The following is a 23,440-nucleotide window of genomic DNA, read 5'->3' as shown; positions in this document are numbered from 1 at the left end:
GCGTAAAGTCCTACCAAACCACATCTTATGGTTTGGCCGCTGGCAGGTATTCGGACTCAAGAGCACAACCCTTATGGTTACCTAATATTCGACTTCCCACAAAAAGCTATTTGCAGTGTCTTATGAATACTCGTTCTCTTTTACCGCTGCGCGTCAGTTCTGGATTTACACCAGATTCCCTCTTCAGCCATCTATACATCTAAATGGCACCAGCTTGCCGAAGATAGTATTGACCTCTGAATCATTTGTCTAGTCTAAGATTGTTATAAGCTATAGTTTTCATGGTCGATTTACATTGAATGGCTCTCAACACTGGACAAGCGCCTGTGATTGAATAAAATCTGCGCTCTTGATTTAAAAGCACGACAGCAAAAGGCATAACAATGGCGAATTTAGATGTAAACCCGCAACGCTACCAAGAACAACTGGCAGAAAAGACTGAGCGTCTTACAGAAATGTTCTCAGAATATGATGTGCCTGAACTGGAAGTGTATGAATCTCCAGAACAACACTACCGCATGCGTGCTGAGTTCCGCGTCTGGCATGAAGGTGACGATATGTATTACGTCATGTTCAATCAAGAGACTAAAGAAAAATACCGCGTAGACCAGTTCCCTGCAGCTAGCCGTCTTATCAATGACCTAATGCCTCTATTAACAGATGCAATGAAGGACAACCACTCTCTGCGCCACAAGCTATTCCAAGTAGATTTCCTTTCTACATTAAGCGGCGAGATTTTGGTGTCACTGCTTTACCACCGTCAATTAGGTGAACAGTGGATTCAAGATGCTAAAGCACTTAAGCAACAATTAAACGATGAAGGTTTTAACCTAAACCTGATTGGCCGTGCGCGTAAGATGAAAATTGTACTGGACCGCGACTACGTCATTGAAAAGCTAGACGTGAATGGTGATAGCTACATCTACCAGCAAGTAGAGAACAGCTTTACTCAACCAAACGGCAAAGTAGCAGAGAAAATGTTGGAATGGGCAGTCGATTGTACTCAAGACAGCAAAGGTGACTTGCTTGAGCTTTACTGTGGTAACGGTAACTTCTCATTAGCGCTGGCACAAAACTTCGAGCGTGTACTGGCAACAGAACTGGCGAAGCCGTCAGTAGAATCTGCGCAATACAACATCGCGGCGAACAACATTGAAAATGTTCAGATCATCCGTATGTCTGCAGAAGATTTTACTGTAGCAATGGAAGGCAAGCGTGAGTTCCGTCGTCTACAGCAAGCGAACATCGATCTTAAGAGCTACAACTGCAACACTATCTTTGTTGATCCACCGCGTTCAGGTATGGATGTTGACACTTGTAAGATGGTTCAAGGCTACGAGCGTATCATGTACATCTCTTGTAACCCTGAAACATTGAAAGAGAACCTAGACATCCTAAGCGAAACGCACGACATCACTCGTTTTGCTCTGTTTGACCAGTTCCCTTACACCCACCACATGGAAGCGGGTGTGTTCTTAGAGCGCAAAGCATAAACCTCGTTTTCTCAGTCTAAGACAAACAGCAGATACAAAAAAACGAGCCAATTGGCTCGTTTTTTTTATTTGTAGATTGGTTTAAGCGGTTTTACCGATAAAGCCTAGCTTCTTACCTACCCAGGCTAAAAGCAGCATCGCGACTATAATCGCAAAGAAGTTTGAGCCAGCATCAGGGTGTTGTGCTTTCACGAAAGCCGAGTGGCCAAATGCACCCACGAAGAAACAAGCTAGACCTACTAGTGGGATATCTTCAGATACTGGGTTAGTTAGGTATTCTTGGTAAAGCGCTTGTACTGCCAAAACTAAAGCGATCAGCGGGAAAATAGAGAAGCCCACTTCGCTCATTGTTACCCAAGATAACAATGCATCACCACACACACCGGCTACAACAGCGAGTACGAGTGTCTTTCTTTCAGAACCACGGTTTACAGTATTATTTTCATTCGACATTATTCAATCCCGCCTTTTAATCGGTTACGTTCACGTTCTTTACGATACCAAAAAGCTCCTTTGGCCATCATTCGCAATTGCATGATCAAGCGTTCAGCCAATTCATCTCGCTGACGTCGATCTAAATCTAATGCTTCTGCCCCTGAGTTGAAGACTAAGATAACCGAGGCTTCCGCTTGAGTGAAAGCTTCGTCCCTTGTCATGCCAGTCGTTATCAAATATTCGGTTAACTCAGCAGAGAAGTGCTGTATCTCACGAGCTACCGCTGCACGAAACTCAAATGAAGTTCCTGAGCGCTCTCGTAATAACAGTCTGAATACGTTAGGGCTGCTTTCAATGAATTCCATAAAGGTTTCAACCGATGTGCGAATCACACTGCCTTCTTTTACTATGCGTTGTCTAGCTTGACGCATTAACTGGCGCAACAGTAAGCCACCTTCATCAACCATGGTTAAGCCAAGCTCATCCATGTCTTTGAAGTGACGATAAAAGGAAGTCGGCGCTATTCCAGCCTCACGAGCGACTTCTCTCAAGCTTAGATTGGAAAAACTACGATCGGCGCTGAGTTGGCTAAATGCTGCATCGATTAAGCTGCGACGAGTTTTTTCTTTTTGCTGTGCGCGAATGCCCATTGGTTTCATACTTTATCAATTTCTTCTTTTACAGCCTAAACAGGCATGTCTAATACTCTGTTCAATATAACGCGAATCACTTATTTATATAAGGCACTCTGGTTATATAAGACACTAAACATACCTCTTTGTTCACGTACCGAAGTAAATACGTTCGAAGAAAAAATTTCAATATCCACACTGTCATTTGGAGACATACGACATACCAAATATTATTTTTTCGATAACACTGCGTGATCCCACCGACTCTCTGATGCCCTTTTCATGTACCCGAGAACAGAATCAGTTAAAATCTCGCTAAAGCAATGTTAATCAAATATAACAAGGAAGATATCTATGCCGCACTCCAACCACTTTGATGTAATCGTAATTGGTAGTGGCCCCGGAGGAGAAGGGGCAGCGATGGGATTAACCAAAGCCGGGTTGAACGTTGCAATCATTGAAAAAGAGAGCAGCGTTGGTGGTGGTTGTACTCACTGGGGAACGATTCCTTCAAAAGCACTGCGTCATGCCGTAAGTCGTATTATCGAATTCAACAGTAATCCGCTGTTTTGTCAGAACAACAAAAGCATTCACTCAACGTTTTCCAACATTTTGGGGCATGCTAAATCGGTTATCGACAAGCAGACTCGATTACGCCAAGGCTTCTACGACCGCAACCAGTGCACGCTGGTATTTGGTACTGCACGTTTTATCGATACCAACACTATCTCGGTAATGCAAAGCGATGGCACTGAAGAACATTACAGTGCAGACAAATTTGTTATCGCGACAGGCTCTCGCCCTTACCAACCAGATAACGTCGACTTCCTGCATGAACGTATCTACGACAGCGACTCGATTCTTTCTCTTAAACACGACCCGCAACACATCATCATCTATGGTGCTGGCGTTATTGGTTGTGAATACGCATCGATCTTCCGCGGTTTGGGTGTAAAAACCGATCTTATCAATACTCGTGACCGTCTGTTGTCATTCCTAGACAATGAAACCTCAGATGCGCTTTCTTACCACTTCTGGAACAGCGGCGTCGTGATTCGCAACGATGAAACCTTTGAGAAAATAGAAGGCACTGATGATGGCGTGATCATTCACTTAGAGTCAGGTAAAAAGATGCGTGCTGATTGCCTGCTGTATGCTAATGGCCGAACCGGTAATACCGATAAACTTAACCTTGGTGCTGTTGGCTTAGAAGCGGACTCGCGTGGTCAAGTATCAGTAAACACCAACTACCAAACCAATGTAGACCATGTTTACGCTGTCGGTGATGTGATTGGCTACCCTAGCCTAGCAAGCGCGGCTTATGACCAAGGTCGATTTGTGGCTCAGGCAATTGTGAAAGGTGAAGCTGAACGCCACCTTATCGAAGACATTCCAACCGGCATCTACACCATCCCTGAGATCAGCTCTGTTGGTAAAACCGAGCAAGAACTTACCGCAGCTAAAGTACCGTATGAAGTAGGACGTTCTTCATTCAAACACCTAGCTCGTGCTCAAATTGCGGGTAAAGACATTGGTAGCTTGAAGATTCTGTTCCATCGCGAAACCAAAGAGATTTTAGGTATCCACGTATTTGGTGAGCGTGCCGCTGAAATCATCCATATCGGACAAGCGATTATGGAACAGAAAGGTGAAGCAAATACCATCGAGTACTTTGTGAATACGACCTTTAACTACCCAACGATGGCGGAAGCTTATCGTGTTGCAGCACTCAACGGGCTTAACCGTTTATTCTAGATAAAGAACCAATAGGAGTATTTGACCACCCATAGGCCAAATACATAAACAGCAAGCCACGCGCTTGCTGTTTTTATTTAAAACACTGAATAATAAGGCATTGAGAGTAATTAGATCATGATGTTCTAAATACCCCTTTACCGGTACAGCCTCATTTACTCTCCATAAACAGATCTCTCAGAGCTAAGCGAGAAACTCCCCCTTCTTCCACTGAGAAACAAACAACACACCAAGACCAATTCCGCGCATTGCCATAAAGCTCAGCATCGCTAACCACAGTGCATGGTTCTCTAAACCTGATGCTAAATAGAAAATCGCGAAGAAACTGCAGGTCGCAACAAACATACTATTGCGCATATCCTTGCCCTTGGTTGCTCCAACAAAAATACCATCCAACAAGAAGCACCACATAGACACCAATGGCATTGCAATCAGCCATGGCAGATACACCTCAGCTTGGCTCTTCACGTCTGGGATTGTGGTGATCATATTGATTAAACTCGAGCCAGCGAGTGCGAACGCTATGGTCAGTACCAAACAAATATTGAAGCTCCAGAAGAAAGTACCAATCAATGACTGGTTCAGTTCATCTTTGTCTTTCGCGCCTATCGCCTTACCGACCATCGCTTCCATTGCATAGGCAAAACCATCCATCCCATAAGAGATGATCATCAAGAAACTCATCAACACGGCATTGGCCGCAACAACATCATCGCCAAAGCTTGCACCTTGGAAGGTCATGAAAGTGAAAGTCGCTTGTAGGCATAGTGAACGAAGAAAGATATCGCGATTCAATTTCACGAAACGACTCAAACCTTGGCTGGTTTTCTTAAGCAGAGCCCATGGCGATGGTAACTGTTTCTTCGCCCAGATTCGGTAAATACAAATCAAGCCAAATGTTAGACCGGCATAATCAGCCATTACAGAAGCCAATGCTGCACCTTCCACTTGCCACCCTAAACCGATAACAAAAACGATATCCAAAACGATATTGGTGAGATTGGTGATAATCACCATCCACATGGGCGCTTTGGCATTTTGAGTCCCGAGCAGCCAACCTAGAATTACAAAGTTAGTTAGCGCAGCAGGTGCACTCCAGGCGCGGATTGAGAAATATTGCTGACCATAGTGCTTAACTTGATCACTGGCGCTACTCAATGAGAAAACTAAATCGGCGACTAGACTGTGTAAAAGCAAAAAGACACCAGCAAACCCTAAGGCCATGGTCACACCTTGCACGAAGACCAAACCAAGTTGCTTGCCATCATTCGCACCATAAGATTGTGCGGCTAGCCCTGTTGTCGACATACGCAGGAAACCGAGCAACCAAAAGGTCACGCTGATCATTGTGCCGCCCAGTGCCACACCACCTAAATACCAAGAGTGCTCGAGGTGACCGATAACCGCCGCATCGACTAAGCCCAGCAGTGGAACAGTAATATTAGAGAGAACCATCGGGATCGCGAGCAACAGCACTTTTTTGTGCATCGCCTGATTGGATAGCGTTTGAAAAATAGTTTGGGGATTAAATAGCTTCACGATCACCTCTTAGATTAGAGGCGATAGTTTAACCTAGTGGGTGGGCTTTCACTATGTTGTGGAATTTTACTTATACCGGCTATGTACTCAGTTACTCGAAATACAGAGCCGCTAGGGTTACCACTTAACGAGCACTAACTGTGGCGTTAAACGCTTTTTGACCTGAGAGATCTTACACAATAATCGCTGCCACAATTTCCAACGATTGCATTGCTGGTCTAGGGGAGAAAACGCTTTTACCCATTGTGCCCATGGCAGCCAATTGAGAACGCTGTCTACCGGAGAAGATAGGCCATGCGCATACTTTCCAGAACCGAGCTTTTGCCCAAGAGCGCTAGAGCTTTTATCTCCAGCTAATACTAAACACGCATGTGCATGAGTAAAGTAGCGGCTGAGAGACTGAATAAAGTTCGCCGTCTGTTGTTCATTACAATCCAGCAAAGCATGTTCACATACCACCATCACCGACGCTTGCTCTGGGATGTTAAGTTCATCTAACCAAGTTAAGTCATCAACAGAGCCACACTCCAAACGATAGCGTTCATTTTTGTGGAACAAACATTGTCGCCAAAGCAGATTCTCGGTCACATCGAGCTCAACCCAATGACAGCGGCCATTATCTAAACGGTAGAAACGGGTATCGAGCCCAGCCCCAACATTGATGATCCAAGCATCTGGGTTGTGAGATAGAAATTGTTGAACTTGAGAGTCACAAAGTTGAGTCAGTGTTGCGTAGAGAAGTTGTTGCTGATCGAGCTCACCGGTAAGGCATTCAGGTGCGAGCTGGCAACGCTTGCAGGCTTGAGCTGCGATAGGATCATAAACGAGACCGTCATCGGCTAGGCTTTCACGACTACGAAACCAAAGATGTTGAACGAGATTGGTCGGAACTTGGAATTCTTGGTGTGCAGACCCTTGTTCAGAAGAAGCCTTTTGAACAGAGGAGCGCGGCTTACGAGCAAGCGGCTTCATTTGAGGTTTGGTTGGGTTTGGCATCATCATCCTCCTTGTATCTCGACAAAGAAGATGATAATGAATATCAATTACAATAACAAGTTATTGAGAATGAATATCAATAATCTATTTGTAATGGCTACATCCAGTCGGTGTTACGAATGATACCAACAGCAAGGCCTTCAATAGACAAGTGTTGAGATTCAAGATCGACATGGATTGGAGAAAATTCTTCATTTTCAGCATGTAACAGAACCGTTGAACCTTTACGTTCTAGGCGTTTTACCGTTACATCATCATCGACACGAGCCACGACAACCTGACCATCACGAACATCTTGAGTTTTATGAACAGCCAATAAATCACCATCCATAATACCGATGTCTTTCATACTTTCGCCATTCACACGAAGTAAGAAGTCAGCTTGTGGTTTAAACATGCCTGGGTCAACTTGGTAATGCATTTCTACATGCTCTTGAGCCAGAATAGGCTCACCTGCGGCAACCTGACCGATTAATGGTAAACCTTGCTCTTCGTTTGCTGCATCTTCAAGCAAAATACGAATACCGCGAGACGCACCCGGGATAATCTCAATCGCTTCTTTACGAGCAAGAGCTTTCAAATGTTCTTCTGCAGCATTAGCAGAACGGAAGCCTAGTTCACGCGCGATTTCTGCACGTGTCGGTGGCATACCGGAATCTTCGATCTTACCTTTGATAAGGTCAAAGACTTGTTGCTGGCGGGGCGTTAACGGCTTCATGATTCACCTGTCTTTTTATACAGTTGACTGTGAGTATATCCAGTAACTGAACAAAAGCAAAGCAATTGGTTGTTTTTAGTTCATTTTTAGCAAATTACAAAAACAAGATCTCTAGCCACACATAACCTGCGAGTGCCAAACAGATGAAAACCGCTGCCGAGCCGACATCTTTCGCCATTCCAGATAACTCATGATGCTCACTGCCGATTCGGTCGACAACCGCTTCAATCGCGGTATTGATTAGCTCGACAACCATCACTAGCACCACCGATGAGATCATTAAGATTCGTTCAACCTGGCTTACATCCAGGTAAAATGCCAACGGAATAAGCACGGCCGCCATGAACACTTCTTGTCGAAATGCAGCCTCGTTTTTAAACGAACTCGTAATGCCTTGCCATGAAAAGCCTGCTGCTTTGATGATGCGTTTGAATCCGGTGTTTGGTTTTTTGGTCATTTTTAACCCTATACTCAATCAGTCGATGAATGATTTTCCACAAACTTAACGGCAATATGACTATTTCCATTAAAAGGTTAGACCAGTTTCTGGTATTCTTGCATCGATTAAATTTACGCCTAGGCTTATCCTTTTTATCATAGAAATAGAGATACGCTTCAGCACATTGAAATAACTATTGAGGCAGTGAACCTATATGTCTTCTGGACAATCTTTTTCACGTTCATTAATGAAGCTACCTTTATCCCTATTGGTAAAGGGCACATCAATTCCTTCAAACCCTGTTGAGGATTTGAACATTGATTTGAGCAAACCGATTGTATACGCCTTACCGTTTCGCTCAAGTGTAGACATTCTTACATTGCAAAAACATGCACTTGAATTAGGCCTACCTGATCCGTTGAGCAAGCTTGAAATCAACGGCAAATCACTGCAACGCTACGTTTTCATCTCTTCTCGCAAAACTCTGCTGCAAGACGATGATTATGTACCAAGCTCTTCAATTGAAGTGTTCTCTGAATTGCTTTCACTGCACGCTGACGACTCTGAACTCGATGTTCAAGTTATCCCTGCTACAGTGCTGTGGGGACGTAAACCTGGTAAAGAGAATAACCAGAAGCCTTACCTACAAGCAATGAACGGCTTAGAAAAATCGAAAGCAGTATTGCTAGCAGGTCGTGACTGTCTGGTTCGCTTTAGCCCAGTGGTTTCTCTACGCTACATGGCTAACTCACATGGCACCGACAGCACCATCGCGCACAAATTGGCGCGCGTGGCACGTATTCACTTCTCTCGCCAAAAGCTTGCTGCATCAGGTCCTAACCTGCCAAGCCGCCAAGCTCTGTTTGATCGCCTATTAAAATCAGAAGCGATCAAGAAAGCGATTGAAGACGAAGCACAAGCAAAGAACATCTCGATCGAGAAAGCGAGCAAAGAAGCTCAAGACATCATGGACGAGATTGCTGCGAACTTCTCTTATTCGCTGATCAAGCGTGGTGAGAAGATTCTCGGTTGGCTGTGGAATAAGCTGTACCAAGGCCTGCATATCAGCAACGCTTCAACGGTTCGTAAGTTGGCTCAAGATGGTCACGAGATTGTTTACGTGCCTTGTCACCGTAGCCACATGGACTACTTGCTGCTTTCTTATGTGCTTTACCACGAAGGCATGGTGCCTCCGCACATCGCTGCGGGTATCAACCTGAACTTCTTCCCTGCCGGTCCTATTTTCCGTCATGGTGGTGCGTTCTTTATTCGTCGTAGCTTCAAAGGCAACAAACTGTACTCGACGATTTTCCGTGAATACCTAGCGGAATTGTTCGCTAAAGGTTACTCAGTAGAGTACTTCAGTGAAGGTGGTCGTTCTCGTACAGGTCGTCTACTGCAAGCGAAAACGGGCATGCTAGCGATGACAATCCAAGCAATGCTGCGCGGCATGAACCGTCCGGTGACTTTGGTTCCTGTATACATCGGCTACGAGCACGTGATGGAAGTAGCGACTTACGCGAAAGAACTTCGTGGCAAGCGTAAAGAAAAAGAAAACGCGAGCTTAGTGATTCGTACCATTCGTAAGCTGCGTAACTTTGGTAAAGGCTACGTGAACTTCGGTGAGCCGATTCAACTGAACCAATACCTGAATGAGCACTCACCAGAGTGGACCAAAGACATCGACCCAATGGGCACCAGCAAGCCACAATGGATGAACCCAGTGGTTAATGACTTAGCGACCAAAATGATGACGCACATTAACGATGCGGCAGCAACCAATGCCCTGACCCTTTGTGCAACGGCACTATTGGCTTCAAGACAGCGCGCATTGTCTCGTGACTCTTTGGTTTCTCAGATCAATTGCTACCTGTCTCTGCTTAAGAACGTTCCATATTCGGCAACGTTCACTGTGCCAAAAGACAGCGCTGAAGAATTGGTAAAACATGCTGAATCACTGAACAAGTTCTTGATTGAATCAGACTCAATGGGCGACATCATTTCACTAGACCGTCACCAGTCAATTCTGATGACCTACTACCGAAACAACATCATTCACTTGTTTGCTCTGCCATCGTTAATTGCACAGATGACCATTCGTCAGCGCGGTTTATCGATTGACGCGATTCAAGAGAACGTTGCTGCTATCTACCCGTTCTTGAAGAAAGAGCTATTCCTAAGCTACGAAGAAGACAAGCTTGAAGGCGTGGTTTCTAACATCATTGAAGAGCTGGTTAACCAAGGTATGCTTGTGATTTCTGATAACGAAGTCACCATCAACCAATCAAACAGCCAAGCACTGATGCTATTAGGTCGTACGATTTCAGAGACGCTACAGCGCTACTCGATTGCTCTAAACCTGTTGGCAGAGAATCCTGACCTGGATAAATCCGATCTTGAACAGAAGAGCCAAGACATTGCACAGCGACTTGGTCGTCTACAAGGCATCAATGCACCAGAGTTCTTCGATAAAGGCGTGTTTGCATCGATGTTTGCAACTCTGAAACAGCAGCAATATCTGGATAACGATGGTAACTGTGATTTAGAAAAGACTCAGCAATTCGCTAAGCTTCTCTACTCAATGCTTTACCCAGAAGTACGTTTGACGATTCAAGAGAGTATCCACCAAGCAGAGTAACAATCCGTTTGGCGTCGCTTTCATAGCAAAGCGAAACACGATCAAAAAAGGCACCCACTGGGTTAATGCCGATCAGTTAAAGCCAAAGTGATCGGTTGAACGATCCTTCAGAGCTGTCAAAATCCAAGTGTATTTAATGCACTTGGATTTTTTTATGGATGTTTCTCAAGCTCTAAACATAATTAATGATTGGAAACCTAGCAACGTTGAAACTTTGTCTGACTTGCTTCCAATTGACCTCATCGACGAAGCTTATTCTCTTACTGATACCGTCACGATGAGAAAGAGGAAATTAACTTTAGAATCCATGGTGTGGCTGCTTGTTGGAATGGCTATCTATAACAGTAAATCCATGAAAGATTTAGTGAACCAACTTGATATTGTCGACCGTACAGGTAAAGCTTTTGTCGCACCAAGTGCGTTAACTCAACGTCGAAAGACGTTGGGTGAAGACGCAATTAAAGCGGTCTTTGAGCGAATGACTACGTCATGGTTAAAAAGTGCAAAGTTACCCCAGTGGAATGGATTAACGCTTCTTGGCGTCGATGGCGTTGTTTGGCGAACGCCCGATAACCCGCAAAATGAAAAGGCATTTTCTCGACAAAAAGGGACGCAATATCCGCAAGTGAGAATGGTCTGCCAAATGGAACTAAGCAGTCACATTATTACGGCCAGTGCCTTTGATAATTACAATACAAACGAAATGATATTAGCTGAAAAACTGATAGAAACAACACCAAACCATAGCGTGACAATGTTCGATAAGGGGTTCTATTCTTTAGGCTTATTACATAAATGGCAAGACTCTGGCTCAGAGCGTCATTGGCTTATCCCCCTCAAGAAAAATACACAATATGACATTGTTCAATCTTTAGGGCGAAATGACAAACTGGTTCAATTACACAGTAACCCAAGGGCTAGAAAGCTATGGCCTGATTTACCAAAGTCGATAACCGCTCGACTTGTCACTCGTAAAATTAAAGGAAAAGACTACCAAGTATTAACCTCCATGACGGACTCCCTGCGTTACCCATCAAAAGATATTGCAGGCCTTTATGAACATCGTTGGGAAATTGAGCTAGGCTACCGAGAGCAGAAACAATACATGCTTGGAAATCGTCTCACGCTGCGAAGTCGTTTACCAGAACTGGTAAAGCAGGAGTTATGGGGCATCTTGCTTACTTACAATTTAATCCGATACCAGATGGTCGAGCTCTGCTTCAATCTAAAGGAAATTACCTTCCTTATCAACTCAGTTTTAACGGCACATTAGCTCATGTATCTGCGTTACTTGTAGGCTTACCTTACTCAACACCAGGCGCAATACCTCGTCAGCTAAAGGGGTTCCACAACATGGCTGAAAGCTTAATACTTGAAGGGCGAAGGGAAAGGACATTCCCTAGAACAGTTAAACCCAGACCACAACGGTATGCTAAGAACAAAAATGCCGTTCACTCTTAAGTGAACGGCATTACACCCACTGGGTGCCTTTTTCTTTAGCGTTCGTTAACTCGAAAAGCAGATGTTTACCAGAAGGTAATGAACAAGCCCACGGTCACTGCCATTCCAACATAGTTATTATTGAGAAAGGCTTGGAAGCATAGGTCTCGATCACGGTGGCGCATCAGGTGTTGTTGATACACAAACAAGCTGCCCGCTACCAACAATGCCCAATAGAAGGTATCTCCTAGTTGGTAATGCATGCCTAACGCAATCAGCATCGCTAGGGTGACGAGTTGCAAAGAGCCAACAATCAGTTTATCGAAGCGACCAAATAAAATAGCCGTCGATTTAATACCAATCTTCAAGTCATCATCTCGGTCAACCATCGCATATTGCGTGTCGTAAGCAATCGTCCACAACGCGTTAATCACGAAGATAAACCACACAATGCTTGGCAGTTCATTGGTTTGTGCCGCCCAAGCCATTGGTATCGCCCAACTAAACGCTAAGCCAAGAAACAACTGTGGAAGATGCGTAAAACGCTTCATGAAAGGGTAAATGAACGCCAGACCCACACCAATAAATGAGAGCTTAATGGTCAGTGGATTCATGGTGAGTACCAGCAAGAATGAAACTACGGCTAGCACTAAAAAGAGCAGAATCGCTTCCTTACTGGAAACCAAACCTGAGGGTAATGGACGCTGCTTGGTACGTTTAACATGACCATCTACTTTACGATCCGCAAAGTCATTGATCACACAGCCAGCTGAACGCATCAACACCACGCCGAGTACAAAAACAACCAAGACATCAAAATCAGGCATACCTTGTGCGGCGATAATCAGTGACCACAAGGTCGGCCAAAGGAGTAACAGGGTACCAATCGGGCGATTCATTCGCGTTAATTGCCAATACGCCTTCGCTTTGGTGGCAAGCATTTACACACTCTCCTTAGAGTAAATGGGTGATGTTGGTAAAAACAGTTCAGCCACAAGCATCGGTTTATGGTTCATCCATAATCGAGAACGACGCGCGAATAATCGCTCATCGCCTGCAATAACCCAACCGACTTGCAGCGCATCTCGCTCCACGTTCTCAGCACTGAAAACGGTCAATCCAAGCGGGACATTACCTTGTTGAGAAAGGTCTGAGTGCTGATGATCTTCTAATGTGACTCGGGGAATCAAGGTTCGACCTAACACCCACGGTTCGTCATCACCCTTTAAAATCACTTTACGCAGTAAGCAATCAAACGATGATAAAAGATGTTCCTCGTCTTGTTGCAGCATTGAGCGTTCTACAACTTGATTATGAAGCAACTCAACAGACAGGTGCTGACAGCACTTCCCCAACTTGCGGGAAAGAGAGCCTTGCTCCATCAGCCACTCTTTGGTGGTTTCATTAGGAAAATCAAATGTTTCTGTACTTTGCCAATCTACATTCATTAACGAATTAAGATACAGCGATATTGGCTGATTCATACTAGTATTCAATAGGTGACTTTACACGTACAATAAAGCTTCAACTTTCGAACAAAATTAAAGCGTTCTTCGAATTGTAAACGTATTTAGATTTAGACCGCTCATTGTAACAAGACTAATGCGTTTCGAATATCGCGAATAAACTAAAGAAAAGTCACAAATATGCACAAACGTTATGTAGCCCAAATATTTCTTGCGATTACCCTACTCTTTTCAGCATCAAGTTTCGCTGAAGAGGAGTCGGCAGCTAAACTCGCCTACTTCACGCTAGAGCCAGACCTGACCACCAATTTTTACACTAAAGGTAAAAAACTGGGCTACATTCAGGTTCGCCTCGACATCATGGTGGCAAATAGTAACGACTTGGCCGCTATTGAGCATCACCAACCACTGATTCGTGATGCAGTGATTGAATTACTTGGCAAACAAAACGAAGAAACCATTAAGTCTCTATCTGGCCGTGAAGACTTGAGAAAATCCTTAGTTGAGCACCTCAACAAGATTTTGCTTCCAGAGACAGGTAAAACCCTGATTGCTGATTTACTGTTTACCAAATACCTTTATCAGTAATGATGTAAAACGAATCCCAATAAAAAAGCGGCTCATCTGGCCGCTTTTTTTGTCTCTATCGTTTGGCTACTCATTAGAAGATATGAATTAGCTTCTTGCCGAGCTTGGTGCTTTCATCGCATCGATAAAGCCAATAATCACACCAGCGGCTAGGCCAGCTAAATGCGCCGTATTGGCGATAGCCATAAATGGCTGCATGTACCCAAGCACCAACCACACCAACATAAAGCCGACAATCTGTCTTGGGATGCCTAAACCAAGCTGTGGCGCCTTCGCACCAACTACCCATAAGTAACCAACCAAGGCATACACAACACCAGACAAACCACCGAAATTCGCCCCTTCAACCCAATACTGCCCAGCACCTGAAAGCGCAGAAGAGACAGCAAAGATCTGAAGTAGCTTGAAGCTGCCTAGCTTCTTCTCAATGTCTCCACCTAGCTGCCACCACCACAAAATATTAAATGCGATGTGCATAACAGAGAAATGCAGAACGGCATGACTCAGCCAACGCCACAATTGCCATTGCTGTCCATCCACTGCAGGGAAATGCAGGGCATTGAAAATAGCTTGGCCAAAACCGATCTGTTGCAGCGCAAAAATCACCACACACACCAACATCAGGCTCAGTGTCACAGGGCCGGCTTTGGCTTTGATCATGCCCATGAAACTTGGCGTGTGATAATGGAAGTTGCTCTTTCTGGTCTCTGCCATGTCCCAAGACGCCGCTTGATAGCGCTTATGATTGGGTTCAGCCAGAAAACGATTCAGCTCAGCTTCGGTTTCAACCTGAAATTGGCCATCAAGAAGCCAAAGAGCAAAACGCCCTTCTCCCTCTGGAGACATCTGAATAGGGATCTGACGAGAGGCCATATAATCAATAAATGCTTGAGCAAGACGTGGATTGTCTAACACCATCAATCTAATCATTGTTACTTCCTATTCATTCTATGAGGGATGCTTGAGGCGGTTCAGGTGACGAAAGTCATTAACCTGTGATCACTGGAAGTTCAGCACGATGCCAAGCTTCGAAACCACCATCAACACTATATACCTCTTCAAAGCCTTGGTTCACTAAATATTGTGCTGCACCTTGGCTACTGATGCCGTGATAGCACATCACTAAGATAGGTTGTTCGAACTCAACCTCATCCATGAACGACACCATCGTATCGTTAGTCAGGTGGTAGGCTGTTTTTGGGTGGGCAACCGCAAAAGATTGCGGGTCACGTATATCGACAAGTCGAGCTTCGCCTTGTTCGATGAGCGCTTGAGCGCCTTTAACATCGATATGTTTAAACTGGTCCATGACTTTCTCTTTTTATACTGATTTACTTTGCTGCCATTGTAACCTATCCCAAGGCTAACATTCACATCCACTTAATAAGGTTATCCACCAGCGATCATTTTTACACCATTTGTGGATAAATCTGTGAATTGCGTGAATAAAGTGCCTTTTCAAAAATAGATCCACAACATGTAGTAATGATCCTGATCTAACTGTGGGTTAACTGAAACATATCCCCACTCGAAAAACCCCGTCAAAGCCTTACTACACCCTGCTTTTAGACAGCTGACGAATAAACTTCTCACAGAGTTATCCACAAAATCATTTTGCAAATTTCGATCGCAAAAGTTGAGAAATCGATCCAAAACAAAAAGGCCGAGATCTCTCGATCTCGGCCTTTTCAAAATTCAGCTATTTGTTAGCTCTACTATTAGAAGGTAGAAGCTAATAGAAACTAGATGCTATTAGAAATCACCAACGGCTTGTTTCAATTTCTTCATCGCATTCTTTTCTAACTGGCGAACACGCTCAGCAGAGATACTGTAGGTATCCGCTAAGTCTTGCAGTGTTGCCTTGTTGTCGTCTAACCAACGTGAGCGAACAATGTGTTGGCTACGCTCGTCTAAGCTTGCTAGTGCTAGCCCTAGGCGATTATTGGTGTGTGACTCCCAGTTAGCCGCTTCAACCGTCTCAGCAACGTCTGACGCTTTGTCTTCTAGGTAGTAAACTGGAGCAGTGTAAGCAGAACCGCCATCGTCATCGTCCATAGGCGCTTCAAACGTCGCATCTTGTGCCGCTAAGCGAGATTCCATCTCACGAACTTCTGAAGGCTCAACACCCAGTTCACGAGCAACCGTCTCAACTTCACCGTTATTGAACCAACCCAAACGCTTTTTAGACTTACGAAGGTTAAAGAACAGTTTACGCTGTGCCTTAGTGGTCGCAATTTTAACGATACGCCAGTTACGTAGAACGTATTCATGGATTTCAGCTTTGATCCAGTGAACAGCAAACGAGACGAGACGAACACCAACTTCTGGATTGAAGCGCTTAACAGCCTTCATCAAGCCAATGTTACCTTCTTGGACGAGATCAGCCATTGGTAGCCCGTAGCCAGAGTAGCCTCTTGCAACGTGCACCACGAATCTTAGGTGGGAAAGGATCAAGCCTTTCGCAGCGTCGATCTCACCTTTGTAATGTAATCGCTCTGCAAGTCCACGTTCCTCTTCAGGAGTCAGCATAGGGTAGCTGTTCGCTGAGCGGATATAGCTATCTAAACTATCTTGTGTGACTAAAGCCATTTGATACGCTTGGTTTGCCATTCGGTTCCTCATCAATCTCTGATCTGGAGTAATACATCTATTAAAACCCGACAATCTTGAACCTAAAATGAACAGGTTTCAAGGAGGGGGAAGTAATTATGCATAATCAATTCGTCTATACAAGGCAAAAACTGGTTAAGAACTGCCTATTTTTCGTATAAATATGACTCTATTCACCTAAACTGGTTCAATTTCTTTTAGGTGACGCTGTGCAGAAAGCTTCGCAGCCACACTACCAAGCAGGGTTCCGACGATCAAAAGCAGTAAAGATTCATCCCAACTCAGGCCAATTAAACGGAAGTGGCTGTCGTATAGCTGAGCCAAGTCATCCACTGCGCTGTTCAGCAATACGGTAATCAATGCCGTCATTACCCAAGCGCTAATCGAACCCAAAACGCCAAACCACATCCCAGCATAAAGGTATGGTCGAAGAATGTAGCTGTCGGTAGCACCAATCAGCTTCATGGTTTGAATCTCTTCTTTATGCGCCAACACATTAAATCGTAGTGTATTGCCGATAATCAGAAATACCGCGCCCAACATCAATACCGTTAAGGTAATCACGATGACCGCTGCTAATGCTTTGATCGCATCTAATCGCGCTAACCAATCTTCGTCGAGGCGAACATCGGTCACTAATTCTTGTTGTTTAACTGTGCCAGCCAGCTCTTTAATTAGGGTATCGCTGTGTACGCTTGGCGTAATCACCAGCACCCCTGGCAGTGAGTAATCATCTAGGATGGTTAGGGCATCTTCAAAACCAGAATACTGGCTGAGGTCTGCAAGCCCTTGCTGCGGAGAAATGTACTCCACCAGCTCAACTTGATCCCAACTTTCGATTTCATCCTTAAGCACCATTACTCGTGGCTCAGGAATACCATCCTCTACATAAGCACTTATTTGTGACGGGCTAGTGACATCTTGCGCCACTTCACCCACATTTTTACCCAATAGGTACAAACAAGCAGGCATCGCCAACGCCATAGAGATCACCGCAAGGGTCAGCAAGTTGCCTAACGGGCGCTGCCACATTTGTGAGAACGATGACTTGGCTTGTTTCCAGTGAACAACAAAGAAGCCGTCGCTTGAAGCGCGGTTTGCTGCTCGATTAGATTGAGGTTTCTTGATGCGCTTATTCGCGGCCATAATCTTCAACCTCACTCAAAAATCCTTGGTTTAATTCAAGATGGCGGTACTGAGGGCGAGTGTTCACTAACCCGATATCGTGCGTCGCTAGGATGATCGTCACACCCGCACGGTTGAACTCTTCAAACAACCGTAATACACGGTTAGATAATTCAGGGTCTAGGTTACCGGTCGGCTCATCGGCTAAAAGCAGAGTTGGACGGTTAACCACGGCGCGAGCAATACCCACGCGTTGTTGTTCACCACCCGAAAGTTGGCTTGGCAAACAGCGGGCTTTATCTAATAAACCGGTTTTATCCAACGCAGCACTGACTCGGCGTTTTATTTCGTTTTCAGAAATAGATTCAATACGCATAGGCAGAGCGACGTTATCGAAAATCGAACGGTCCATCAGCAGGCGATGGTCTTGAAAAACAATCCCAATATTACGGCGTAAGAAAGGAATGTCTTTGGCTGGGATACGAGTGATATCGTGATCGTTGAACCAGACACGTCCATCGGTTGGACGCTCTATCGCGCAGATCAACTTCAGCAAGGTACTTTTACCAGCCCCAGAGTGCCCACCCAAAAAAGCCATCTCTCCACGTTTCAGGTGAAAATCCACTTTTTGGAGCGCTTGTCTTCCACCTCGGTAGGCTTTACTCACTTGCTGAAATTTGATCACCGAAAATTCCTCTTACGATCACTAATATCAAATTTAAAAACGGTAGCAGATTAAGGATAAACCACTTTGCTACTCGCGTTACTCTTCGCGGCTAAATAGTGCTTCAATGAAGTCTTTAGATTCAAATGGACGCAGATCATCAATACCTTCACCCACACCAATGTAGCGGATTGGAATCTGGAACTGGTCAGCAATTGAGAAAATTACACCACCTTTCGCCGTGCCATCTAGCTTAGTCAGTGTAATACCCGTTACAGGAGCCACTTCACTGAACAGCTTCGCTTGGCTGATAGCGTTCTGACCTGTACCTGCATCGAGCGTTAGCATGATTTCGTGTGGTGCAGAGTCATCAATCTTCTTCATTACACGAACGATCTTACGTAGCTCTTCCATCAGGTTGCTCTTGTTCTGCAAGCGACCTGCCGTATCGGCAATCACAACATCAACGCCACGCGCTTTCGCTGCTTCAATCGCATCGTAGATAACAGACGCACTGTCCGCACCTGTGTGCTGAGCGATAACTGGCACATCGTTACGCTGACCCCAAACCTGAAGCTGTTCAACAGCTGCTGCACGGAAAGTATCACCCGCAGCTAGCATCACTTTCTTGCCTTCATTTTGGAATTGTTTCGCCAGCTTACCGATCGTAGTTGTCTTACCTACACCGTTCACACCCACCATTAAGATAACGTAAGGTGTTTTAGTGGTATCAACAACCAGTGGCTGTTCCACTTGGCTTAAGATGTCTGCCATCTCTTCTTTGAGCAGACCATAAAGCGCTTCACCGTCTTTTAGGTCATTGCGAGATGCTTTTTCTGTCAGGTTTTCAATGATCTTAACCGTGGTATTCATCCCCACGTCAGCAATTAGAAGTTGCTCTTCTAGCTCTTCAAACAGGTCTTCATCGATTTGCTTGCCTTTGAACAGACCAAAGAAACCCGCACCGATGTTTGCTTTAGTGCGGCTTAGGCTGCGCTTAAGGCGAGCAAAGAAGCTTTCTGTTGGCTTTTCTTGAACTTCTTCAACCTTAGCTTGAGGAGCAATCACTTCTTCCTGTTCTGCTTCTGCTTCTGCTTCTGCTTCTGCTTCTGCTTCTGCTGCGACAGGTTGCTGCTCTTGTTGAGCTTCTTCAAGCGCTTGTTCAGGTTCAGTTGGCTTAGATTGTTCAGCTTCAGGCGCGACCTGTTCAGCCTCAACTTGTGATTCAACTTCAGTTTGATCTTCAACGCTTTCTACGTTCGCTTCATTCTGAGTTTTTGGGCTTTGTTCTTCTTCACCAAAACCAAGCCACGATAATAATCCGCGCTTCTTTTTTTCCGTCATCAGAGGAGTTTCCTAGATCTACTAATTAGCTGTATTGACTTAATACACGTCGACTCTTTGCTATTGTTATACAATACAAGCTTGTACAAACGAATAGTAAAGAAAAATGACAAAGCAGTGATAAGTTTGCTTTTAGCTTGATACACTTTGTCATTGCAAATTTATTTAATACACGAACCCACTTAAATTGGGCTCGGTATAGTATCACTTTATTAGCGGTCAAAAAATCTATGGTAAGACGTCGCCAGCAAAACACATCACAAAAAAAGCCATCCGGAGGCTTTGTTCGAATTATTAGTGGCTCATGGAGAGGTAGAAAGCTGCCTGTTCATGATTTAGAAGGATTACGCCCAACCATTGACCGAGTAAAAGAGACACTCTTTAACTGGGTTGCTCAAGATATCCCACATTCAACTTGCTTGGATGTATTTGCCGGCTCTGGCGGTCTAGGTTTTGAAGCAGCTTCTCGCCAAGCAAAAATGGTGACACTGCTCGAAATGAATCAAAAGGCGGCTAAACAGCTTTCTGATAACGCGAAAGAGCTCAAAGCAGACAACATCAATGTCGTGAATACTGATGCTATCTCTTTCCTTAAGAAACCGGGCACTCCTTACGATATGGTTTTCCTTGATCCACCATTTCGTCAAGGCTTACTGGCAGAAACAGTACAACTGCTTGAGAGCAATGGCTGGTTGGCAGACAATGCCATCATTTACGTCGAGACCGAGAAAGAACTGAAACTCGAAGCTATGCCAGAGAGCTGGGAATTGCATCGCGATAAGACCACCGGACAGTCAAGCTACCGACTGTTCAATCGAATCACTGAAGAATAGGAGTTATTGAATGAAGTTCTTGCTTCCACTAGCAAAAGCAGCCATCGCCTTTGTTTGGTTTATCTTAATCGTAAATATTTTCTACCCGTTCCCGGGTAATGCTGCGATTGCGCTTTATATCATGACAGCATTCTTGTTCTTCATGCACGGCCTACAGATGCTGATTTTCATCGGTGCATTCGGCGATAAGATCGAGATGTCACGTTGGGAGAAGTGGTCAATATTGATTTTCGGTGTCTTCGCCTTACTCGATATCCGACGCAAACACATGATGTAATCGAGCTTAAGCCCAGATATAAAAAGCTTAGCTACAAAAAACATCATGACAGAAACAGTAGAGACAAAAACGCCGCTCATTTGAGCGGCGTTTTTTTATTCAGCAATGATATTGATGTTAGCCCATGTAGCCTTTCACACCATCGAGGAACATTTGCGTCGACAGCATAACCAATAACAAGCCCATCAAACGTTCGATGGCTTTAAGGCCTCTCTCACCCAGCACTCGCAGGAAGAAGCCATTAAACATCAAAATAAAGAAGGTTGCGCCCCAAGCCAGCATCACTGCGCCTGAAAGCTCTAACATGTTGTCAGGGTGCTGTGTCGACAACAGAATCAATGCTGCAATCACTGAAGGGCCAGCAATCATTGGGATCGCCATCGGCACAATAAACGGTTCTTCACCCGCCGCGAGGCCAGTAATACTACCCGCACTTGGGAAAATCATCTTAATCGCGATGATGAATAGAATAATACCGCCAGAGATACTCAAGGTTTCAGGCTGCACGTGCAGGAAGTTCATGATGCTTTGACCAGCAAACAAGAACAACAACAGGATAATCAGCGCAAACATCAGTTCACGAACAAGAACAATACGGCGACGCTTCGGATCAATATGCTTAAGGATAGAGAGCACGATTGGTAGATTGCCAAGCGGGTCCATAATAAGAAACAGCATGGTTGCTGCAGATAAAATTTCCATAAGTTTGTCTCGAAAAGCGTAAGTGCGCGGAGTATAGCAGCCTCAACATTGATTTTCGAACGCAGTAATAAAAGGATTAACTTATGTAATTAGAAGGGAATTTTGCGAGAGCAAATAGAAAAGGTAGAAAGGAGAAAAGAGAAAAGAGAAAAGAGAATTTAAAGAGTGAAGCCGAAACGTCGCATCCACTCTTCTTATCTATAAAAGCCAAAAGGCTCTAAAAACCAAGTCACTGGGAGTCAGTGGTTACACACACGTTCGCGATTAGTGCAAAGCTTGTCATCAATAACCACGACCTTTTCCATCTTCAGGAAAAACTTCAGCAATCCATCTAAATCCAGACCGTTCAGCTTACACGTATGAAAACGCGCTTCTGCGCCATAAGTTTGAGCAAGCTCTTGCGTCAACTCATCACGAGTCAGTGGCTTTTCACTCAGTAGGTTTAAAACGTTGTGTGCATGAATTTCGGTAGTCATAACTCTATCTCATGTTTAATGAAGTAGACGTAGAGTACCTACTTTCATCTGAGCTGCCTTGATGTAGCTCAGAGTTAAGCGAGCTCTACCCTAAATGGTAAGGGAGGCAACAATGAGAGCATGCGCCAGAAAGTAACTGCCCGTCACCCAAAAGTAGGCACCCTTAATTGGGCTACGATAGAAGTTTAACGCGTACGCCAATGCTGAAAGCAGCAACACGGCACAACCCGCAAAACCCATCGCATGCGACAGTTGAGGATCAAGCAACCAGAGCTCACCAGAAGCCCATGCAAGCTGAATAAGCACGATACCCATGATAACCACAGGAAAGACGAGTTTGTCTAAACGAGGCAGAAGCAAGAAGAAAGCAACGACACAAGCCGCCAACAGCAGCGCGAACAACCACCAAACCATTTCTCCTGATAGCTGTAACCAAAATGCTTTGCTGTAACAGAGCTGAGCTAACAAGAAGCAAACAAAATGCAGAGGACGTTTTTGAGTAACAGTATGCAGGACATCTGCGATCGCAGAGACCGCCAACCCAGCAACGACCCAATAGGTAAAATCAGCAACGACAGATTGAGTTAAAGCAATGGTCGCTAATAATACATAGGTAAAAACCTTATACGATAAGGCCTGACCGATATGTCCATGTTTCGTTCCTGCTATTGCTCCGATACCAGACAAGGAAACCGCCAACCAACTCCACATACCATTTGCCCTATTGCTTTAAATCGTCGCCAGTCTAGGCACACGAGTGTTGATGTAAAGCCTCAGCCCCTCAAAATTGGATCTTGATTACGCTTCCACTAAAAAGAGTCTCTTTAGATTGAAGTCGTAACAATTACCACCATGACAATGGCCATTCGTTTAAAACTAGAACGAATCATCATAAAACCCATTCAAACTGGCATTAGAGTCGCCATACTTGAATTTTGGCCAATTCTAACCTATCGACCCCACCAAAACCGGCCTAATACCGTCAAATACCACACTTAAAAAATTAAAATAACCACATTTAAAGTAAATAATAACAATAACTTAAATAAACAAACTCAAGATTAATAGAAAAATAAAAACGCCAACCAAGCCTAGACTTGTAAAGTAGCCAGTTTTCTTTTTTAACGCCCAGTTTTGTCAGGTTATTTCAAGCCTCCGGTAAAAACCGCCACAAAAACCAAGCCGAAAACTTAAAAAACCAACCAAAACCAACCTAGCAACCACCAACCTCTATTAATACAGTTTAACAACCTTTAACAATATAAATCAC

The 23,440-nt window shown here is 44.5% G+C and carries 23 protein-coding genes, 1 pseudogene and 1 riboswitch; of the genes and pseudogenes, 7 read left to right on the top strand and 17 right to left on the bottom strand.

The annotated features are described in order from the left end of the window. Positions 1-24: 24 nt before the first annotated feature. Positions 25-229, bottom strand: a riboswitch (cobalamin riboswitch). A 154-nt stretch (positions 230-383) separates the two neighbouring features. Next, positions 384-1,493: a tRNA (uridine(54)-C5)-methyltransferase TrmA gene (gene trmA / locus OCV19_RS00610; RefSeq protein ID WP_017061050.1), complete on the top strand. Its 1,110-nt coding sequence runs from the start codon at positions 384-386 to the stop codon at positions 1,491-1,493. A gap of 81 nt (positions 1,494-1,574) precedes the next feature. Here the strand turns inward: trmA and OCV19_RS00605 are convergent, their stop codons facing one another. Then, positions 1,575-1,946: a YijD family membrane protein gene (locus OCV19_RS00605; RefSeq protein ID WP_004736696.1), complete on the bottom strand. Its 372-nt coding sequence runs from the start codon at positions 1,944-1,946 to the stop codon at positions 1,575-1,577. After that, positions 1,946-2,587 carry an HTH-type transcriptional repressor FabR gene (gene fabR, locus OCV19_RS00600; protein ID WP_010438693.1) on the bottom strand — a complete coding sequence of 214 codons (642 nt, stop codon included), beginning with the start codon at positions 2,585-2,587 and terminating at the stop codon, positions 1,946-1,948. The genes OCV19_RS00605 and fabR overlap by 1 nt, the downstream gene beginning before the upstream one ends. A gap of 327 nt (positions 2,588-2,914) precedes the next feature. Here fabR and sthA point away from each other — a divergent pair, with 327 nt between their 5' ends. Beyond that, positions 2,915-4,315 (top strand): Si-specific NAD(P)(+) transhydrogenase, encoded by a 1,401-nt coding sequence (gene sthA / locus OCV19_RS00595; RefSeq protein ID WP_017070282.1) that lies wholly within the window; start codon positions 2,915-2,917, stop codon positions 4,313-4,315. 183 nt (positions 4,316-4,498) lie between these two features. On the opposite strand, the gene dinF is transcribed toward sthA, so the two are convergent. From dinF to OCV19_RS00575, 4 genes are all read right to left on the bottom strand, one after another. Further along, positions 4,499-5,854 carry an MATE family efflux transporter DinF gene (gene dinF / locus OCV19_RS00590; protein WP_170926833.1) on the bottom strand — a complete coding sequence of 452 codons (1,356 nt, stop codon included), beginning with the start codon at positions 5,852-5,854 and terminating at the stop codon, positions 4,499-4,501. Positions 5,855-5,971: 117 nt separating this feature from the next. Beyond that, the gene (locus OCV19_RS00585) at positions 5,972-6,850 is read right to left on the bottom strand and encodes a class I SAM-dependent methyltransferase (protein ID WP_065677839.1); all 879 of its coding nucleotides are present in this window, start codon (positions 6,848-6,850) and stop codon (positions 5,972-5,974) included. 97 nt (positions 6,851-6,947) lie between these two features. Then, positions 6,948-7,568 carry a transcriptional repressor LexA gene (gene lexA, locus OCV19_RS00580; protein ID WP_019820514.1) on the bottom strand — a complete coding sequence of 207 codons (621 nt, stop codon included), beginning with the start codon at positions 7,566-7,568 and terminating at the stop codon, positions 6,948-6,950. Positions 7,569-7,662: 94 nt separating this feature from the next. Next, on the bottom strand, positions 7,663-8,025 hold the full coding sequence (locus OCV19_RS00575) for a diacylglycerol kinase (protein WP_065677838.1): 363 nt from the start codon (positions 8,023-8,025) through the stop codon (positions 7,663-7,665). Between the two features lie 196 nt (positions 8,026-8,221). Between OCV19_RS00575 and plsB the strand changes: the two genes are divergently transcribed. Next, positions 8,222-10,645: a glycerol-3-phosphate 1-O-acyltransferase PlsB gene (plsB, locus tag OCV19_RS00570; protein WP_065677837.1), complete on the top strand. Its 2,424-nt coding sequence runs from the start codon at positions 8,222-8,224 to the stop codon at positions 10,643-10,645. Positions 10,646-10,799: 154 nt separating this feature from the next. Further along, a pseudogene (locus OCV19_RS00565) lies at positions 10,800-12,106 on the top strand (IS4 family transposase). A gap of 65 nt (positions 12,107-12,171) precedes the next feature. Here the strand turns inward: OCV19_RS00565 and ubiA are convergent. Next, on the bottom strand, positions 12,172-13,026 hold the full coding sequence (ubiA, locus tag OCV19_RS00560) for a 4-hydroxybenzoate octaprenyltransferase (RefSeq protein WP_048658874.1): 855 nt from the start codon (positions 13,024-13,026) through the stop codon (positions 12,172-12,174). Beyond that, positions 13,027-13,569, bottom strand: coding sequence for a chorismate lyase (locus OCV19_RS00555; protein WP_167352280.1), 543 nt, complete (start codon positions 13,567-13,569; stop codon positions 13,027-13,029). 162 nt (positions 13,570-13,731) lie between these two features. Here OCV19_RS00555 and OCV19_RS00550 point away from each other — a divergent pair, with 162 nt between their 5' ends. Next, positions 13,732-14,139, top strand: coding sequence for a flagellar basal body-associated protein FliL (locus OCV19_RS00550; protein ID WP_048610748.1), 408 nt, complete (start codon positions 13,732-13,734; stop codon positions 14,137-14,139). An 87-nt stretch (positions 14,140-14,226) separates the two neighbouring features. Here OCV19_RS00550 and glpG read toward each other — a convergent pair whose 3' ends face one another. The 6 genes from glpG to ftsY all read right to left on the bottom strand — a co-directional run bounded on the left by glpG (position 14,227) and on the right by ftsY (position 19,882). Continuing rightward, complete coding sequence (gene glpG, locus OCV19_RS00545; RefSeq protein ID WP_061040012.1) at positions 14,227-15,069, bottom strand: rhomboid family intramembrane serine protease GlpG; 843 nt, start codon at positions 15,067-15,069, stop codon at positions 14,227-14,229. 58 nt (positions 15,070-15,127) lie between these two features. Next, positions 15,128-15,448 (bottom strand): thiosulfate sulfurtransferase GlpE, encoded by a 321-nt coding sequence (glpE, locus tag OCV19_RS00540; RefSeq protein ID WP_065675916.1) that lies wholly within the window; start codon positions 15,446-15,448, stop codon positions 15,128-15,130. Positions 15,449-15,891: 443 nt separating this feature from the next. Then, positions 15,892-16,749 carry an RNA polymerase sigma factor RpoH gene (rpoH, locus tag OCV19_RS00535; RefSeq protein ID WP_017055518.1) on the bottom strand — a complete coding sequence of 286 codons (858 nt, stop codon included), beginning with the start codon at positions 16,747-16,749 and terminating at the stop codon, positions 15,892-15,894. A 177-nt stretch (positions 16,750-16,926) separates the two neighbouring features. Continuing rightward, entirely contained in the window at positions 16,927-17,895 is a 969-nt protein-coding gene (ftsX, locus tag OCV19_RS00530; protein ID WP_017061038.1) for a permease-like cell division protein FtsX, read from the bottom strand. Then, positions 17,882-18,559 (bottom strand): cell division ATP-binding protein FtsE, encoded by a 678-nt coding sequence (gene ftsE / locus OCV19_RS00525; protein ID WP_004736585.1) that lies wholly within the window; start codon positions 18,557-18,559, stop codon positions 17,882-17,884. The genes ftsX and ftsE overlap by 14 nt, the downstream gene beginning before the upstream one ends. Positions 18,560-18,637: 78 nt before the next feature. Beyond that, a complete protein-coding gene (gene ftsY, locus OCV19_RS00520; protein WP_065675915.1) occupies positions 18,638-19,882 on the bottom strand; it encodes a signal recognition particle-docking protein FtsY in 1,245 nt (414 codons plus the stop codon). Between the two features lie 230 nt (positions 19,883-20,112). Here ftsY and rsmD point away from each other — a divergent pair, with 230 nt between their 5' ends. Both rsmD and OCV19_RS00510 read left to right on the top strand, forming a co-directional pair. Then, the gene (rsmD, locus tag OCV19_RS00515) at positions 20,113-20,715 is read left to right on the top strand and encodes a 16S rRNA (guanine(966)-N(2))-methyltransferase RsmD (protein ID WP_065675914.1); all 603 of its coding nucleotides are present in this window, start codon (positions 20,113-20,115) and stop codon (positions 20,713-20,715) included. Between the two features lie 10 nt (positions 20,716-20,725). Next, complete coding sequence (locus OCV19_RS00510; protein ID WP_016784000.1) at positions 20,726-20,992, top strand: DUF1145 domain-containing protein; 267 nt, start codon at positions 20,726-20,728, stop codon at positions 20,990-20,992. Positions 20,993-21,109: 117 nt separating this feature from the next. On the opposite strand, the gene OCV19_RS00505 is transcribed toward OCV19_RS00510, so the two are convergent. From OCV19_RS00505 to OCV19_RS00495, 3 genes are all read right to left on the bottom strand, one after another. After that, positions 21,110-21,694 carry a YhgN family NAAT transporter gene (locus OCV19_RS00505; RefSeq protein WP_009848232.1) on the bottom strand — a complete coding sequence of 195 codons (585 nt, stop codon included), beginning with the start codon at positions 21,692-21,694 and terminating at the stop codon, positions 21,110-21,112. A gap of 239 nt (positions 21,695-21,933) precedes the next feature. Further along, the gene (locus OCV19_RS00500) at positions 21,934-22,170 is read right to left on the bottom strand and encodes a YecH family metal-binding protein (protein ID WP_065675913.1); all 237 of its coding nucleotides are present in this window, start codon (positions 22,168-22,170) and stop codon (positions 21,934-21,936) included. Positions 22,171-22,260: 90 nt separating this feature from the next. Next, a complete protein-coding gene (locus OCV19_RS00495) occupies positions 22,261-22,881 on the bottom strand; it encodes a lysoplasmalogenase (RefSeq protein WP_065675912.1) in 621 nt (206 codons plus the stop codon). Between the last annotated feature and the right edge of the window lie 559 nt (positions 22,882-23,440).

It is taken from the genome of Vibrio celticus (assembly GCF_024347335.1).
Taxonomy (GTDB): Bacteria; Pseudomonadota; Gammaproteobacteria; order Enterobacterales; family Vibrionaceae; genus Vibrio; species Vibrio celticus.
This window is presented reverse-complemented; position numbering and strand designations above follow the sequence as displayed.

Bases quoted from the DNA above. Each gene is read 5' to 3' on its own strand.
- trmA (WP_017061050.1), top strand. From the start codon at position 384: ATGGCGAATTTAGATGTAAACCCGCAACGCTACCAAGAACAACTGGCA.
- OCV19_RS00605 (WP_004736696.1), bottom strand. From the start codon at position 1,946: ATGTCGAATGAAAATAATACTGTAAACCGTGGTTCTGAAAGAAAGACA.
- fabR (WP_010438693.1), bottom strand. From the start codon at position 2,587: ATGAAACCAATGGGCATTCGCGCACAGCAAAAAGAAAAAACTCGTCGC.
- sthA (WP_017070282.1), top strand. From the start codon at position 2,915: ATGCCGCACTCCAACCACTTTGATGTAATCGTAATTGGTAGTGGCCCC.
- OCV19_RS00585 (WP_065677839.1), bottom strand. From the start codon at position 6,850: ATGCCAAACCCAACCAAACCTCAAATGAAGCCGCTTGCTCGTAAGCCG.
- lexA (WP_019820514.1), bottom strand. From the start codon at position 7,568: ATGAAGCCGTTAACGCCCCGCCAGCAACAAGTCTTTGACCTTATCAAA.
- OCV19_RS00575 (WP_065677838.1), bottom strand. From the start codon at position 8,025: ATGACCAAAAAACCAAACACCGGATTCAAACGCATCATCAAAGCAGCA.
- plsB (WP_065677837.1), top strand. From the start codon at position 8,222: ATGTCTTCTGGACAATCTTTTTCACGTTCATTAATGAAGCTACCTTTA.
- ubiA (WP_048658874.1), bottom strand. From the start codon at position 13,026: ATGCTTGCCACCAAAGCGAAGGCGTATTGGCAATTAACGCGAATGAAT.
- OCV19_RS00555 (WP_167352280.1), bottom strand. From the start codon at position 13,569: ATGAATCAGCCAATATCGCTGTATCTTAATTCGTTAATGAATGTAGAT.
- OCV19_RS00550 (WP_048610748.1), top strand. From the start codon at position 13,732: ATGCACAAACGTTATGTAGCCCAAATATTTCTTGCGATTACCCTACTC.
- glpG (WP_061040012.1), bottom strand. From the start codon at position 15,069: ATGATTAGATTGATGGTGTTAGACAATCCACGTCTTGCTCAAGCATTT.
- glpE (WP_065675916.1), bottom strand. From the start codon at position 15,448: ATGGACCAGTTTAAACATATCGATGTTAAAGGCGCTCAAGCGCTCATC.
- rpoH (WP_017055518.1), bottom strand. From the start codon at position 16,749: ATGGCAAACCAAGCGTATCAAATGGCTTTAGTCACACAAGATAGTTTA.
- ftsX (WP_017061038.1), bottom strand. From the start codon at position 17,895: ATGGCCGCGAATAAGCGCATCAAGAAACCTCAATCTAATCGAGCAGCA.
- ftsY (WP_065675915.1), bottom strand. From the start codon at position 19,882: ATGACGGAAAAAAAGAAGCGCGGATTATTATCGTGGCTTGGTTTTGGT.
- rsmD (WP_065675914.1), top strand. From the start codon at position 20,113: ATGGTAAGACGTCGCCAGCAAAACACATCACAAAAAAAGCCATCCGGA.
- OCV19_RS00510 (WP_016784000.1), top strand. From the start codon at position 20,726: ATGAAGTTCTTGCTTCCACTAGCAAAAGCAGCCATCGCCTTTGTTTGG.
- OCV19_RS00505 (WP_009848232.1), bottom strand. From the start codon at position 21,694: ATGGAAATTTTATCTGCAGCAACCATGCTGTTTCTTATTATGGACCCG.
- OCV19_RS00500 (WP_065675913.1), bottom strand. From the start codon at position 22,170: ATGACTACCGAAATTCATGCACACAACGTTTTAAACCTACTGAGTGAA.
- OCV19_RS00495 (WP_065675912.1), bottom strand. From the start codon at position 22,881: ATGTGGAGTTGGTTGGCGGTTTCCTTGTCTGGTATCGGAGCAATAGCA.